The 14,735-nt window shown below is 34.0% G+C and carries 14 protein-coding genes and 2 pseudogenes; 3 read left to right on the top strand and 13 right to left on the bottom strand.

Annotated features, from left to right (window positions below; genetic code table 11):
* Window positions 1-25: 25 nt before the first annotated feature.
* Together ACEWFJ_RS10880 and ACEWFJ_RS10875 are read right to left on the bottom strand one after the other, a co-directional pair.
* The gene (locus ACEWFJ_RS10880) at window positions 26-202 is read right to left on the bottom strand and encodes a hypothetical protein (RefSeq protein ID WP_473692126.1); all 177 of its coding nucleotides are present in this window, start codon (window positions 200-202) and stop codon (window positions 26-28) included.
* A 112-nt stretch (window positions 203-314) separates the two neighbouring features.
* A complete protein-coding gene (locus tag ACEWFJ_RS10875; protein ID WP_473692124.1) occupies window positions 315-482 on the bottom strand; it encodes an alpha/beta fold hydrolase in 168 nt (55 codons plus the stop codon).
* 369 nt (window positions 483-851) lie between these two features.
* Between ACEWFJ_RS10875 and ACEWFJ_RS10870 the strand changes: the two genes are divergently transcribed.
* The gene (locus ACEWFJ_RS10870) at window positions 852-1,199 is read left to right on the top strand and encodes a hypothetical protein (protein ID WP_473692122.1); all 348 of its coding nucleotides are present in this window, start codon (window positions 852-854) and stop codon (window positions 1,197-1,199) included.
* A gap of 110 nt (window positions 1,200-1,309) precedes the next feature.
* Window positions 1,310-2,689, top strand: a complete 1,380-nt coding sequence (locus ACEWFJ_RS10865; RefSeq protein ID WP_473692120.1) for an aldehyde dehydrogenase — start codon at window positions 1,310-1,312, stop codon at window positions 2,687-2,689.
* A gap of 477 nt (window positions 2,690-3,166) precedes the next feature.
* Here ACEWFJ_RS10865 and ACEWFJ_RS10860 read toward each other — a convergent pair whose 3' ends face one another.
* The 7 genes and pseudogenes from ACEWFJ_RS10860 to ACEWFJ_RS10830 all read right to left on the bottom strand — a co-directional run bounded on the left by ACEWFJ_RS10860 (window position 3,167) and on the right by ACEWFJ_RS10830 (window position 10,368).
* A complete protein-coding gene (locus ACEWFJ_RS10860) occupies window positions 3,167-3,532 on the bottom strand; it encodes a hypothetical protein (RefSeq protein WP_098311199.1) in 366 nt (121 codons plus the stop codon).
* 527 nt (window positions 3,533-4,059) lie between these two features.
* Window positions 4,060-4,952 (bottom strand): annotated as a pseudogene (locus tag ACEWFJ_RS10855) (mechanosensitive ion channel family protein).
* Between the two features lie 298 nt (window positions 4,953-5,250).
* Window positions 5,251-5,679: a YkvA family protein gene (locus ACEWFJ_RS10850; RefSeq protein ID WP_473692118.1), complete on the bottom strand. Its 429-nt coding sequence runs from the start codon at window positions 5,677-5,679 to the stop codon at window positions 5,251-5,253.
* Between the two features lie 176 nt (window positions 5,680-5,855).
* Window positions 5,856-6,365, bottom strand: a complete 510-nt coding sequence (locus tag ACEWFJ_RS10845; RefSeq protein ID WP_473692116.1) for a GNAT family N-acetyltransferase — start codon at window positions 6,363-6,365, stop codon at window positions 5,856-5,858.
* Between the two features lie 591 nt (window positions 6,366-6,956).
* Window positions 6,957-8,408, bottom strand: coding sequence for an RNA-guided endonuclease InsQ/TnpB family protein (locus ACEWFJ_RS10840; RefSeq protein ID WP_473692114.1), 1,452 nt, complete (start codon window positions 8,406-8,408; stop codon window positions 6,957-6,959).
* A 115-nt stretch (window positions 8,409-8,523) separates the two neighbouring features.
* Entirely contained in the window at window positions 8,524-9,039 is a 516-nt protein-coding gene (locus ACEWFJ_RS10835; protein ID WP_473692112.1) for a hypothetical protein, read from the bottom strand.
* A 309-nt stretch (window positions 9,040-9,348) separates the two neighbouring features.
* Window positions 9,349-10,368: a zinc-binding alcohol dehydrogenase family protein gene (locus tag ACEWFJ_RS10830; protein ID WP_473692110.1), complete on the bottom strand. Its 1,020-nt coding sequence runs from the start codon at window positions 10,366-10,368 to the stop codon at window positions 9,349-9,351.
* A 142-nt stretch (window positions 10,369-10,510) separates the two neighbouring features.
* Between ACEWFJ_RS10830 and ACEWFJ_RS10825 the strand changes: the two are divergent.
* Window positions 10,511-10,869: pseudogene (locus ACEWFJ_RS10825) on the top strand (winged helix-turn-helix transcriptional regulator).
* Between the two features lie 63 nt (window positions 10,870-10,932).
* Here the strand turns inward: ACEWFJ_RS10825 and ACEWFJ_RS10820 are convergent.
* From ACEWFJ_RS10820 to ACEWFJ_RS10805, 4 genes are all read right to left on the bottom strand, one after another.
* Window positions 10,933-11,607 (bottom strand): HAD family hydrolase, encoded by a 675-nt coding sequence (locus tag ACEWFJ_RS10820; protein WP_473692108.1) that lies wholly within the window; start codon window positions 11,605-11,607, stop codon window positions 10,933-10,935.
* Window positions 11,608-11,634: 27 nt separating this feature from the next.
* Window positions 11,635-12,180 carry a GrpB family protein gene (locus ACEWFJ_RS10815; RefSeq protein WP_473692106.1) on the bottom strand — a complete coding sequence of 182 codons (546 nt, stop codon included), beginning with the start codon at window positions 12,178-12,180 and terminating at the stop codon, window positions 11,635-11,637.
* A gap of 509 nt (window positions 12,181-12,689) precedes the next feature.
* The gene (locus ACEWFJ_RS10810) at window positions 12,690-14,144 is read right to left on the bottom strand and encodes a sodium:solute symporter family protein (protein ID WP_473692104.1); all 1,455 of its coding nucleotides are present in this window, start codon (window positions 14,142-14,144) and stop codon (window positions 12,690-12,692) included.
* Window positions 14,145-14,159: 15 nt separating this feature from the next.
* Window positions 14,160-14,366, bottom strand: coding sequence for a DUF3311 domain-containing protein (locus tag ACEWFJ_RS10805; RefSeq protein ID WP_098311182.1), 207 nt, complete (start codon window positions 14,364-14,366; stop codon window positions 14,160-14,162).
* Window positions 14,367-14,735: the final 369 nt, after the last annotated feature.

Below are 14,735 nucleotides of genomic sequence, written 5' to 3'. Positions count from 1 at the left end.
GTAAATCTAAGATAAACATTACAAGCTACGACTCACTTAAATCCTTCCCAATGAAATGAGCACTAGCTAAAATAAAAACAACAGATAACGTCCAACCAATAATCCCTGAATAAGGAAGGATGCCTTTTAATAAGAAACTACTTAGTGCCGCACAGCTGCTCAGCAATAAACAACTTACACCAATTTTTCTATTTGTCGACATACCGCTTTCTCCCTCTCCCGTTTATAAAATTATGTACTTGCTCCCTTTTAAAGCAAGTTCTATAATCTATCAAAAACAGATTCGTTTTACCCGAATTCATTAAAAATCTTTCCTAACCTTGACTTTGTCCAATACCGGGCAAATCAATCATATGCACTTGGTAAGAATCTTTTACAGAATCAGCTATATGCATTCCTATATCACCTGACCAACCTGTTCCTGGCAGAAAGATAATTGGTTGACCATTTCCCACAACCCTTACAAAATGTTCATGCATCATAATTTGCTCCCTTAGCAGTTCTATATTACAAATTATACAATATATTACCATAAATGAGTGAATATTCATTTTATTCTTTCGTATTTACTCATATTTCAATACATGATTAGAGCAGGAAAGATTATCCCATCTATCGAATACATTTTTTGTAAAATGAGAGTCGCTTTCAAGAAACCTGTACAAATTACTTCGAACCATGATGTTCATTAATGCAATAGCAATCGTTACATATGTGACATATACCCAAAAGGAGTGATTCCCATTTCAGAAATCACACAAATACTGATTACTTGGGCTGGATTCTTCGCTCTTATATTTCTCGTAATAAGAACTGTAAGAGTTTTACAATATCGCAACTGAAGAACATTTATGACAGTACATTTCGGAAAAGATTTTATTATTACTATAAATACATGGATTATCTTACTTTGGATTTTTTACGCAAACTTTCCAGGCCAATTTACTTACATATTAGATTTCTACTACAGAGACTCCATTCTCTTTATCGCCCTGGAATCATTGTTTATTGGAATGATTTGCGGAGCAGCTACCTACTTCTTTACTAAAAATAAATACGGCAGTATTCTTTTAAGCGTCCCATTTAGTGCATTGTATCTTTTTGTTATGTATCATTACTCATTTCACATCTTCTTAATGGTTATTGAAATAAGTATGCAATATCTATTCGTCAATTGGATTGAAAAGATATACAAATAAGTACATTAGGCTTTAGGATTCCCATAATATGAGAGACTATGGAGATGGTGAGCATAGAAAATAATAGTATGATCCAAGATTTATTTACTTGCTATTGGAGGGATTTCCTAATGGTTGATAATATTCAACAACTTATTCAAGAGCATAGACAATTTTTCCATAATGATTATACAAGAAGTCTTCAATTCCGTCTTGAACAGTTAGAAAAATTAAAAAATTCTATTCGAAAATATGAAAATCAAGTGCTGAGCGCATTATATCAAGATTTACACAAAAGCGAGTTTGAAGCATATGCTGCAGAAATTGGTTTCGCATTTAACAGTATCAATTTTATTATGAAATACCTAAAACAATGGATGAAACCTCAAAAAGTAAAAACACCTATTCATTTTGCACCTTCCAAAAGTTACATAATAAAAGAGCCATATGGTACCGTGCTAATTATTGGACCTTTTAATTATCCATTCCAATCATTAATGGAACCTCTTATTGGGGCAATTGCGGCAGGAAATTGTGTAGTCCTCAAACCTTCAGAAAATGCGCCAAACGTTTCAGCTGTAATTAACAAAATAATAAGTGAAACGTTTGATAAGCAATATATTCGTGTAATTGAAGGAGACATCGAAACAACTTCTTTATTAATTCATGCGCCATTTGACTATATCTTTTTTACTGGTAGCGTTCCAGTTGGAAAAATTGTCATGGAAGCTGCGGCGAAAAATCTTATACCAGTAACATTAGAACTTGGTGGAAAAGGACCAGCTATTGTCGATAAAACAGCTAACCTCGATATAGCAGCCAAACGTATTATCTGGGGAAAATTCATAAATGCTGGGCAATCCTGTATTGCACCTGATTATGTTATCGCACACAAATCTATTAAGGGAAAACTGATTTCAAAAATGAAAGAAATCATCACAAGCTTTTATGGATCAGATGTATCAAAAAGCAATGACTATGGTCGAATTGTCAATGAGAGACAATTCGATAGACTTATTTCTATAGTAGAACAAGGTCAAAATTATATAGTATTTGGTGGAAATTCATCTAGAAGTCATTTATATATTGAACCAACACTTCTTGAAGTAAAATCATGGGATGATGCAGCTATGAAAGAAGAAATTTTCGGACCGATTTTACCAATTATGGAGTACAATGATTTAGATGAGGTCATTCATATGGTTAACAGCCATCCCAAACCGTTAGCTTTGTATGTGTTTACTGAAAATAAAAATGTTGAAAAACAGGTATTAGGACGAATTTCTTTTGGAGGCGGATGCGTCAATGATACAATGTCACATATGGCTAATCTCCACTTGCCTTTTGGTGGAGTAGGAAATGCAGGGTTCGGTGCTTATCATGGAAAACATAGTTTTGATACTTTTACACATCGTAAAAGCATTTTAAAGAAAAGCTCAAAGATAGACTTAGGGCTTGTATTTCCACCGTATAAGAACAAAATTAAAATTTTGCGAAAGATTTTTAAATAATAAGAAAGAAACTGTTTACTGAACATAGGGTATGGCAACCAAAAGTAAAATAGGAGTGGAATACCTAATTTAACTATTGCCATTATTATTTATGAAATCTGTCCCCACATTCTTAATACTAAAAAAGGCATCCACTGAGAAGCAGCAGATGCCTTTTGTGGTTTTAGCGTATTCGATTTTTTATGTAGGTTTTTAATGACTTCTTCATTGTCCTAATGTTTGTCCTCATTCGTTGTTGGATTAGATTAAAGTTTGATTAAAACTCATTTAGACTCCTTTAATCAAAAGGGAGAAAAACGGTGCAACTTTTTTCAAAACGATTTAAGTTTATTTCAACCTACACATACGGATTACCATCAATAATTGGATTGATGGTGATATTGGGTTATATAAAAGTATTGGTACTCAAAAATCAATAATAAAGTTGTTTAATTCTTATTGAGCTAAAGCACCCGTTACTCTATTTAGTTAGATAAGTTATTTATTAGAAAGATTGTCAATCACTTGAATAGCTAGTTTCAACGCTTTTATTCTTCTTTCTAAAAGCGTTCTTTGGGGACTACCAGCCTTTGACTTAACATAAATGTTCTCAATTGATGGAAGCAAACCAGTAAGAACATTGCGAGCTTCTGTTAAATCTTCCTGGGTGTAATGATGGGGTCTTTGATTCCAAACGTTTTCTAGCATTGCTAAGCCGATGCAAACAGCTTTGAGTCGTTTCTTTACTAAGGTAGTATTTGCGCCTTTCTGAGTCATCTGTGACAAGGCATTTTCGAGTTTACTGATTGTCGATTGTAAAGATTTTATTGACTCCAATTTATCTACATTTGATATGTTTTCCATGTTAGTACTGTCCCTTCTTCGTTTCTGAATTATTTTGCTTGATACTTGATAAAATCGTTAAGAACCTGATTTCACTCGCAATATTTCAACATAAATAACCAACTCGCTTTGAGCGAGATTCTCAACAAACTGGCCCAATTGTTGAACACAAGTTAACTAACACTCTTCAACTAACCTGCCTGTTAGTCCAATAGGAATTAAACAACTTTATTATTTTTTAAGCGACTTTATTGTAAATTAAACAACTTTTTGTCACTTAACATAATGTTCCTTATTCCACTAACACACCATCTCAAATTGCTATTTTTCCCACAATTAGTTATTCAAGAATTTGTCCCGATACATAAAGAATAAGCACAATTCTTGCTACAGAATTGCGCCCGAGTGCGGAAGTTACTTTTTTTTAGGAGGAATTGTTTAACCCCTTAAGCTCATCGAAATCTGCCGGTCTACAAACCCAAATTCTAAATATAATTTCCAATCACACCTCATGAACTGACCTAGGTTCTCCAATCAGCTAGTTTTCTTTACCTGCTTGGTGAAAGCTGCTCTCCAGGAATCTCCTGTAATTTTTCAGTATGAACGAACATATTCGCTGCAGGCATTTGTACTTGATTCTCATGGAATATAGACATTAGTTCAAACCTTACTTGCCTGGAGGTTTCAAAATACTCCTCAGGTTTAACCAAACCTACAATACAAAATTCATACCCAACATATTTAAGATTTGGATTTAAGTCTGTAACACCAACATATTGAAATGATTCAACAGCCTCATCCTCTATCCTATATAGGCTTTGTTCCAATTTTTCATTGCAGATAACACATACTTTTTCTAACAATTCCTTTATTCTTGTAGGATCTTCCTGATAACTTACCGTAATCCGTTCAAGAACCCGCATCCAGCCTTTGTTAAAATTTTGTATCGTTCTAATCTCTCCATGTGGGATGGTAAGGAGTTTTCCCGACCATTCACGAATTTGCATAAAGCGAATACCGATTTCCTCAATGGTACCTGAACTTGTTCCGTTAAAAGTAACAAAATCGCCGACACGAAACTCTTTGTCCGTTAATCTTGCGAACCCTAATATAACATCTTTTAGCATCTGTTGTGCAGCAAAACCGATGACAACTCCGGCAATCCCTGCACCTGCAAGAATACCTTTTATATCTACAAATTGACTAATTAGAAAAAAACAAGACTGATTAAAATTCCATACCTTAAAATTGAACGAATTACACTTTGAATCGTCTGTTCTACTTCTTCATCAAAAAAGCTTGACTTCCTAAAGAACCAATCAATAATACGGTTTATGACAAAGGACAAAGTCATGAGGACCAAAGCAAATAGTATAAATCTTAAAAGTAAAAACTCCCTTACATAATTAAAAAATTCCTCAGTAACAGTTAATAAATTCATCCATCCACTTCCTTAACTATGTATTTTGATTTTTATTCACAGTTCATCTTCAACAATATGAACCTTTAACGAAACAACTTATTGTCACTCAACAGTTCCTTAATCGATCTTTCAATTCCAGATGTTCTTTTCCTTTTTACTATAAATATACCCCTTTAGATTATCTAAAGGGGTATAAAGGTGCAATTTTTTATAAACGGTACGACTTTATTTCAAATCCACATAAGTAATATTTACTCTTGGTAGATATCTAATTAAATCTATTAGTAACAAGGAATCAACAAAAAACGAGGACACTTTAATAATTCATATAGGATAAAACAAGGTTTACAATCCATACGAAAACAATTAGCCAAATGATAATAATAAGAAATCCTGTTATCCAATTCTTAGGTTTATTCATAGATGATTGTCCTTCTATCTTCCTTTTACAATCCTCTAATACTTCTTCAGGGATAAGCTTTAACGCCAAGTAAACGCCTAAAGGAACAAGAATGAGATCGTCAAGATACCCTAAGATTGGAATGAAATCCGGAATTAAGTCAATAGGGCTGAAAGCATAAGCAACAACAAGTATTGTAAATAACTTAGCATACCAAGGAACCCTTTCATCTCGATATGCTAAATACAGCACAAAAAGTTGTTTCTTTAAATCTTTAGCCCATTTTTTCATTTTCTGTATGGTTGATAGCCCTTTTTCTTTTTGTACTCGTTTATTTTGATTCAAAATATCTCCTCTTATTTTCATTTTTTGTGGTTTTCTATTCTCTGAGAAGGAATAATATTAGAGATAACATGTTACCTCTTCAAGTGAAACAATACCATATATATATATATATGGTTTATATCGATTAAACTTAAACGACCGGTTTCTAGAATTGGGAATGTCATTGAAATTCCCCTTTATTCTATTTTTAAATGCAATGCCATTATAATATTATCTGCATATTGTCCGTTCTCAAATTTAATATGCTTTTTCTCTCTACCTTCTTCTTTGAAACCTATTTTTTCATATACCTTTATCGCTCGTTTATTTGTTGATAAAACACCTAAACAAATTTTTTCTATGCCATCTTGTGTTTTTGCCCAATCTACTAATTGTAAAAGCATTTTTGTTCCTACACCTTGATTGCGATAATCAGCAAAAATCCCCATTCCAAATGAGCCAGTATGATTTAAGCGCTTCATTGTGTTTCTGTTAAATGTTAAAAAACCGACAATACGTCCACTATCTTCCGCAACGAATGTTACACCGCCCTGCTGACTATTTGTAATTGTTTTCTTTCGCTGCATTTCAGTATCTACATGAAATTCTTCACTTGTAGGAATAAAAAACTCCTTTTGAGAGATAATGCTTTTTCGAATAAATAAAATGCCCTCTGCGTCTTTTTCTGTTGCCTCTCTTATGAACAATCCAATCCCTCCAATACATTTTATCTACATGTTCAATTTAGCTTTTTTGTATTTCTCTGTACCTTTGCTGTATTAAACTCTTTGGAATGTATTCATTTTGGACAACAACTCTTGTAAATCATCAATTAAATCTAATTATATAAAAAATAAAAGGTAATAGATATAATACATAAATAATATCTATTACCCTTTTACTCTTGTTATCAGTTTTAATATCTTTAGTACCACTTCTCCCATTTTTCTGGTCCAGTGTATTTTTCACCTATAATGAATAACTTCCCTTTCACTAATGTAATAGGATTAGGATAATTCGTTCTATACCTATGTATGACTAAATAATCCAATATTCATCCCCTCTTTCTTATTTCTAAGCCGCTGCATAAAAAGAAGCAAATTGTATCCACAGTTAATTCAAGAATCATTATTTTGACTCTTTCACTTTCACAGGCATACTTCCAATCACATTCGCTCCATTTTTTAAAGTTATTTTTACATTTCCTGCTTCTTTAAACGTATAAGGAGACAACTCATGAAAACTCCCGCCACTTATCTCCTTCGGATCTTGAAGTGGGGGTTTCTCGTGTATCACCTTCAAGAGATGCTTAACACGAGTGGAGTTGACACAGCTGCCTGATGGCACAACCCCTCTATTCCATCGGCAAACGCCTTTGGAACTGCTTTTTTTAAGATATTATAGGAACCATTCACATCTGCGTTCAGTAGTTTGTTCTCTTTCGTACGATACAAGCCACGTTTGATACGTTTTCCACTGAATACAGAGATGTCTTTCTCACCGTAAGTGGGGATATCATCATTGTCTAGAAAGGAGGCCTTGCTTGTATACGATTCTTCCACGACTTGTACAGTAATACCCTGTCGATGCGCCTTATATGTGATCATTTCAATGAGTAGATTATGCGGGATATGGCAAAAGGATTGATTTTGTCTTTTTCCCATATCACTGTTTTGTTTCCATGATGTATTTTTCCCTATCATGATCATAGAGATCTCATGTTGAGCTGCGAAATGAACAATGTGGTAACTGATTTTGTGAAAGAAGTCTTTGATTTTGAGAAACCGTTTTTCATGAAGCCTCTCTAAACGGTTTGATGTGTGTGGTCCTTCTTTTGGTTCTTTTCCTTGACGAAGAATTCCTAGTAAATAGGCCTTTTGTTTGTTGTAGTATTGATTGATACTTTTAATTACATTGCCCTTTACTAACACAGGAGTAGCCCCTGTATTCGTTATGATGGTTGCAACGTTATTGATACCTAAATCAATGCTCATATAGCGATGATTGTCGACATGCTCAGGTGCTGGCTCAGATTTTTCTGTTACAATTTCTACTTTAAACTTTCCGTAAGCAGGAGAAACACGTACCTCTTTCAGATTTTCGATATGCCCAAACAATTTACCGATATTTAATTTTATGCTTGTTTTTGGAAAACGAATGTATTTATCCTGGAGTTTACATACTTGATTCGTGAATACAATTTCTTTCATAGATGATTTGATATATTTTGGAATGCGAGGTCTGCCAGTAAAGGTGGAAGGATGTTTCTTGTATGCCTTGATGGAAGTGAAGAATGATTTCCAGTTTTGATATAACTTCTTCATAACTGCTTGATTCGTTTGCGCTGGCAAATTCATATAATCTTGTTGTTTCATCGTTTTAAACAAACAATCTAGGAAGTTATACGATAAGAACGATTTCTCTTTTGTCGGGAATGTAAACAAGTTACATTTCATTTCTTTCTGTTCTTTCACAGGTTTTTCTTTTTGTTTTTGTACACGTTTTTGATACGCATGAAGTTGATTTTGATTCATGGTTTCAATATGTGTTTGTAATGTATGGAGAACTTCTTGTTGAAGTGGCTGTAAAGTTTTTTCTATACGTAAAGCCGTATACACTTGGCGAATGTAGAAGTTTGTTGTATTGTAGAGATTTTTTGCATTTTGACACATTTCCATGAAGTAGGCGTGCAATTTGTGACCTTTCTTAATCCAAATTTGATAGGTTGCATATTCTTTTTCTTTCATCAATGATTTTCACCTCCTCTCTTCTTTCCTTCATGATACTACAAAACAACCAAAAAGAACATATATTCGCCGTGCTACAAAAATATTTTTACAAATGCGATGACATTTCATCTCCACCTTAAACTGGGCTATGCCCTGCACGTTTTGAAGATGGAGTTTTCTTGCCAATTTTTCGATAAATTTCTTTTATTTTAAATTCCTGATTCAAGTCTTGTATAGATTCAGCCGTAAGCGAAGACATTTTAGGTTCCCAAACTTCTTCTTTTCCAGATGGATACGTGATGAACATTCGAACATCTGCTGGGTGAATATCTTTCCAAAGTATTATATACATTTGCATTTCTTGCCCTTTTTTAATCAATGTATCCGAATAATACCCTAACTCTCCAATGTTTCCAAAAACAGTATATTTCTCATTATTTACTGTAATATCAATATACGGGAGTTTATACGTCATTTTATGATATATTCCGTAAGCTGTACAAAAGATAGAAATAATCGTAAGTCCTAGAAGAAATTTTTTCAGTTGTTTCCCTTGAAAACTTACCATCATAGCTGAATTTGGAGCGAATTTTTCTGCTAATAAAAAAACAAGGATCACAATTAAAATTCCAATCCCGATAAAAATATACATACAATTCCCTCCCGCTTGATATATGTAAATTGCACCCCTTATAACGCTCTTTCTCACCGCCCCCTTGTTTTCCTTCCTTACTACCATAAAAATTTTGAAAGTGAAGAAACTCACTCTTCTACAGTGATTAAATATTACTTATAAGGTGTTTTCTCTAAAATAATATACATATGAGCGACCCTATAAAATTAGAAAAGAACAGACCGTTTATTTTCGGAAAAGATAAACATAATAAATTTTTATCCATGTAAAAATGGAGCCGTAATACATACAGCTCCATTTTCCATATATCACTATTCATTTATAGTTTCAAAATGTTTCTAATACGATTTTCCCAACCGTACTTCCTGTTTCAATCATCGCATGCGCTTTTCTAATATTAGCAGCGTGAATTGGCGATAACGTCTTGTTTAATGTCGTCTTAATCGTATTTTGCTCAAGCAATTCACTAACATGATTTAATAAAAGGTGTTGATTAATCATATCTTCTGTATGGTACATAGGTCGTGTAAACATGAATTCCCAAACAAATGTAGCACTTTTACTTTTTAATAAACCTAATGCTAATGGTTTCTCATTTTCTACAATAGAACAAATCCCACCTTGTGGTTTGATTACTTCTGCCATGCCATTCCAATGTTGATCTGTATTATTTAAGCAAAAAATGTAATCGACTTCTGCTATTTCAATCTGTGACAATTGTTCTTTAAATGATTTATGGTGATTGATCACATAATCAGCACCTAGGCTTTTCACCCAATCTTTCGTTTCAGTTCGAGAGGCTGTTGTAATGACGTTAAGACCCGCCCATTTCGCTAATTGTATCGCAATAGAACCAACACCACCTGCACCGCCAATGATTAAAATATTTTTGGATTTATTCTTTTCCTTATTATTAAAATCAATTGCTAAACGTTCAAATATTCCTTCCCATGCTGTAATAGCTGTTAAAGGTACAGCAGCTGATTGTGCGTGAGTTAAATTTTTCGGTTTTGTTCCAACAATTCTTTCATCTACTACATGATATTCACTATATGTACCAGGTCTTGTAATACTCCCTGCATAGAAAACTTCATCACCCGGTTGAAATAATGTACAATCTTCCCCGACTTCTACAACAATGCCACTGGCATCCCATCCAAGTATTTTCGGCTCTTCTTCTTTCTTATCTTTTGGCGCTCGAACTTTTGTATCAACGGGATTAACAGAAATGGCATGGATTTTAACTAGTAAGTCCCTTCCTTTCGGTATAGGTCTTGGTAATTCAATATCAATCAAACTGTTCTCATTTTCGATCGGTAAATATTCTAATAAACCAATTGCTTTCATGTTCATTTCCTCCACTTCAGAAAATCTGTCTTCCCTTTCAATTATAGATAACAAAATTAAATTATGTAAGAAGGCACATTCATGTAGTATAGTATCATTAGTGTTACCATCAATATAAATATTACTATGGAGTGCTATATTTATGAGGAATAGAAAAAGCGGTTATGGTTGCCAGGAGGGTTGTCCTGTTGAAATAACACTAGATGTTATCGGCGGAAAATGGAAAGGTGTTATTTTGTATCATCTATTAGATGAAAAAAGCGTTTCAATGAGTTGCGAAGATTAATCCCCGGCATTACACAACGAATGTTATCTTTACAATTAAGCGAACTAGAAAATGACGGAATTGTACATAGAAAAGTTTATCCAGAGGTTCCCCCTAAAGTAGAGTATTCTTTAACTGATTTCGGAAGAACGCTAGAGCCGATTATTGTCCAAATGAGGAATTGGGGAAAAACATATCAATCGAGATTAATGGAGAAATCAGAAAAATTGAAATAGGAAGCTGAATTATATCAGCTTCCTATTTTTTAATACAAAATGGGTATTTATCAAATAACTTTGTCACAGTTCCCTAGTAACAATATTAACTATGGATAATAACTCTTTTAAATCATCGATTACATGTTCATCTGTAAACGGATTTCCCCAAAATACATCCTTCTTCCATATTGCATGCATTCCCACATTCCGAGCTCCTATTACATCATTCTCTGGATGATCGCCTACGTACACACTTTCTTCAGGAGTGACACCTAATTTTTCTAAAGCTCTTATGAAGATTTCAGCTTGAGGTTTTTTAAGTCCTTCTTGCTCTGAAACTAATATGACATCCATATACTTATCAATCCCTAGAGCACGAATATTCAGTAGCTGGAATTCAGTGAATCCATTTGTGATCATACCTAATAATATCCCGCTATTTTTAAGCTCTTGTAATACGTACTCCATGTTAGAAAAAGGAATACAGTGATGTTGAAAGTTGCTTATGTAATCCTCTAACAGCTGCTCCCAAGTTAAACTAGAGATAACATATTCTTGGAGTAATCGCTCATATACTTTGTCTTTCCAAACATAGCCCTTATTATCTAATTCAATAAATCGATTTACATATAGCTCTTCAGGTACATGTTTTAGTTCATTGATGTACCTCTTATATTGATCTTTAATAAAGAGTTTAAGAGAACTATCTCTATCTAATAGAGTTCCATCTAAATCGAAAATAACAGCTTTAACCATTCTTTCGTCCCCTTACTTAAGCGATTGTTACGCATCTGATTTTTGAGGAATCCATCCCGTATTTTGACTCCATTTATCCGCTTTTCTAAGAATCTCCCAAATTAGAGGATCTTTTGCTTCCGTATACATACCTCGATCATTTACGTATTCTTTAGCTAGTTTATATTTTAAGTCTTCATATCGTTTACAGTCTTCTGGATGATTGCGCATATAATCTCTAAATAAGAGCGCAAGTTGCTCAGGCCAACTCCCTTCGCGTCTCACATGTATATGCGTTCTCTTGTTACCAGGAGCTTCACGAAAATAACGTTTAGAACGATCTGAATTATCCGCCCTATGAATGAACCTTAAACTTTCTAGAGGTTCCCTAAAAGAATCCAATAATTCTAATGTTCTTACAGAAATTTGTACATCAATAATTGGTTTTGCCGCTAAACCAGGTATTGATGTAGAACCAATATGGTCAATTCTTATCGCAACGTCCTCTAAAACAGCTCTTAGCGAATCACCTAGATCTTGAAATTCTCTTGTCCATTCACTTTTATAAGGTACTACAATAATTTTATCTGACATTCAAATCCCTCCCCAAACCCGCTATCAGATTCTTATTATGTATCTCCTATTACATATCAATATTTTACTATAGATAATCCTAATAATATGAATTTCAAAGGAGTAAAAAATACATTTCTATCATACCTAAAGGATTTTAACTGTAAATTGAAGTATAGAAATATGCATGTCATTGAAAGAGGCTGGAGAATGGAGATTAATTGGATACAATTGATGTTTTGGCCTTTTATGATTGCCTCAATTATTTTTTCACTGATTGGGATATCTTTTAGAAAATCAAGCATACACCAATACAAAATTAAATTGAAATAGGAAGCTGCATTATATCAGCTTCCTATTTTTAATGCAAAATGGATATTTATCAAATAACTTTGTCACAGTATATTTATGTTTAGTGAAAATAATTACGTATATTTTATTGTAGCTTTGCGACACACTCCTTATCCATTAGAAAAGTGTAACTATGAATACTGAAAACTTTCATGTAATTCTAAAAAATATATTTAAGATTAGCTCCCCACATGTTTTTGTGACGAAATTGAAGGCTGACTAGAATTGTCTTGTTTTGTGATGGGAGATACGAAGATTGGATTTCTTTTAAATAACACACTGACTGCATATGCAACGATTCCATTTAATAGAAGAGCAATAAGGCCGATATTTATATTGTAAATACTAATTTTCCCTATACTCATTCCAAGTACCGCCACATCTCCGACAAGAATACCTGCGGCAATTCCAATTGGAGTAAGTTTACGGATAAAGAAAACACCGATAAATCCTGGAAGAATCTGTCCAAATCCATAATAAGCTGTATTAACAAGAGATATCATTAAGCTAGGGGCAAAAATCGTTATGGCCATAGATAGCAGTAAGTATAAGATGACTACAGCTTTAATTGATTTTAGCTGTGCTTGTTCCGATATATTCTTTATAAGATTACGGGAAACTAAAGCACCAATGACGAGACTAATCATAGATAGCACTACAATACCTGATAACACTGCTCCTGCTGCAATGACGCCAATTAACCATGGAGGCAGCAGAGAAATTGCCGTAGCCATAAATGCACTGTTAGGTTTGTCTAGATTTGGTATTGTAGCTAGAGCAAAATACGAGATGATGATTAAAAACGGAAACATGAACATATAGAGCGGCATGACAATCTGTGCTTTTTTTACCGCTCGTTCAGAACGACCAGTAAAAAACACACCTGTAACATGAGGAACTGCATAAAATGCAAATGCTTGAAAAATGATAGTTGAAATGGCAAAGTTCATATCCATTGGTTTGTCAACTTTGACTAAAGCCCCCTGTTGTTTCGCCATTTCAAATAGGTGGGACACACTGCCAACCTTGTGTAAAACTGCTCCGCCTACAATCACAATAGCAAGAAACATCAGGATATCTTTTACGATAGAAATAATAGCCGGTGCTTTGACACCTGATACCGATATGTATATATAAGCCATAACTCCAGCGATAATAGTCGCTACAGGAGCTGATAAGTGAAACCCCAGTGCATTTAAAGAAACAACCAACCCTTCGAATTGTAATTGAGCCCATGGAATCAAAAAAATAAGGGCTGTTATGGTAACAGTCAATTCCAGACCTCGGTGCGAGTAATGACTTTTAAAAATATCCGCTATGGTCATAGCACCGTACTGCTTACCTGCCCTCCAAATTAAAGGTGCAAAGAAATAGCCGACAGCATAAGCCAATAAAATATACCCTAAAAACCATATTCCATAACTTGGCCCTTTTGCATATACACCACCTGGAAATCCTAAAATCGTACCTACACCGTAGATTTCACCCACAGCTAAGAAAAATAGCAATATAGCGTTAAATTGTCGGCCTCCTACTAAATATTGCTCTACGCTGATTTGCTCACTCTTCTGTCTTGAATATACAGCATACAGAATAGTAGAAAGTATGATAACAGAAAAAATAATAAGTGACATACGGTATCCCCTTTTCTATAAATCCCCCTTCAGATTATGACGATCATACAACATCCAAGATAACCAAAGACAAAGCGAGGTAAGCGGCAGCCATAGAAAAATCCAAAAATAAATGATTGGGAACCCCATGATGCTTATATCAGATGATGCAATAAATGGTAAAACACCAACAATAGCTGCAAACGGAATAATCATTCCAATAAGAATACTGCCGAACTTCATAGTGTACACCTCCTTTCAAAATAATATGACAATTTATAGAATTATCATTTTCTACATAAAATGGTAATTTCCTTTTTTGATTCAAAATTAATAACAATGAATATAGACCAAAACATATAAAAACACGGCCGACAAGTAAAATCGGCCGTGCTATTTGTAAAGTCATAACTTATCTTACACGATTTTGGTGATATCGAAACATAAAAAGCCAAGTGATGCTAAAAATAGGAAAAATAGCACATTAGTGCGAATTAAGATCATAGGGGCCTCGTCCATCCCATCTTGATAGATAAATTGAACTACCCCCACCTACCGTTTCGCGCTTGAGATGGGGGTCTGCTCGCCAGATATGATAAATAAGCAGTTTTC

The sequence above is a fragment of the Bacillus sp. EA-CB0995 genome, from assembly GCF_055814245.1.
This window is presented reverse-complemented; position numbering and strand designations above follow the sequence as displayed.

Excerpts from the sequence above, each read along its gene's own strand:
- ACEWFJ_RS10805 (WP_098311182.1), bottom strand. The coding sequence starts at position 14,366 with ATGAAGTTCGGCAGTATTCTTATTGGAATGATTATTCCGTTTGCAGCT.
- ACEWFJ_RS10815 (WP_473692106.1), bottom strand. The coding sequence starts at position 12,180 with ATGTCAGATAAAATTATTGTAGTACCTTATAAAAGTGAATGGACAAGA.
- ACEWFJ_RS10830 (WP_473692110.1), bottom strand. The coding sequence starts at position 10,368 with ATGAAAGCAATTGGTTTATTAGAATATTTACCGATCGAAAATGAGAAC.
- ACEWFJ_RS10860 (WP_098311199.1), bottom strand. The coding sequence starts at position 3,532 with ATGGAAAACATATCAAATGTAGATAAATTGGAGTCAATAAAATCTTTA.
- ACEWFJ_RS10820 (WP_473692108.1), bottom strand. The coding sequence starts at position 11,607 with ATGGTTAAAGCTGTTATTTTCGATTTAGATGGAACTCTATTAGATAGA.
- ACEWFJ_RS10875 (WP_473692124.1), bottom strand. The coding sequence starts at position 482 with ATGATGCATGAACATTTTGTAAGGGTTGTGGGAAATGGTCAACCAATT.
- ACEWFJ_RS10810 (WP_473692104.1), bottom strand. The coding sequence starts at position 14,144 with ATGTCACTTATTATTTTTTCTGTTATCATACTTTCTACTATTCTGTAT.
- ACEWFJ_RS10870 (WP_473692122.1), top strand. The coding sequence starts at position 852 with ATGACAGTACATTTCGGAAAAGATTTTATTATTACTATAAATACATGG.
- ACEWFJ_RS10865 (WP_473692120.1), top strand. The coding sequence starts at position 1,310 with ATGGTTGATAATATTCAACAACTTATTCAAGAGCATAGACAATTTTTC.
- ACEWFJ_RS10880 (WP_473692126.1), bottom strand. The coding sequence starts at position 202 with ATGTCGACAAATAGAAAAATTGGTGTAAGTTGTTTATTGCTGAGCAGC.
- ACEWFJ_RS10835 (WP_473692112.1), bottom strand. The coding sequence starts at position 9,039 with ATGTATATTTTTATCGGGATTGGAATTTTAATTGTGATCCTTGTTTTT.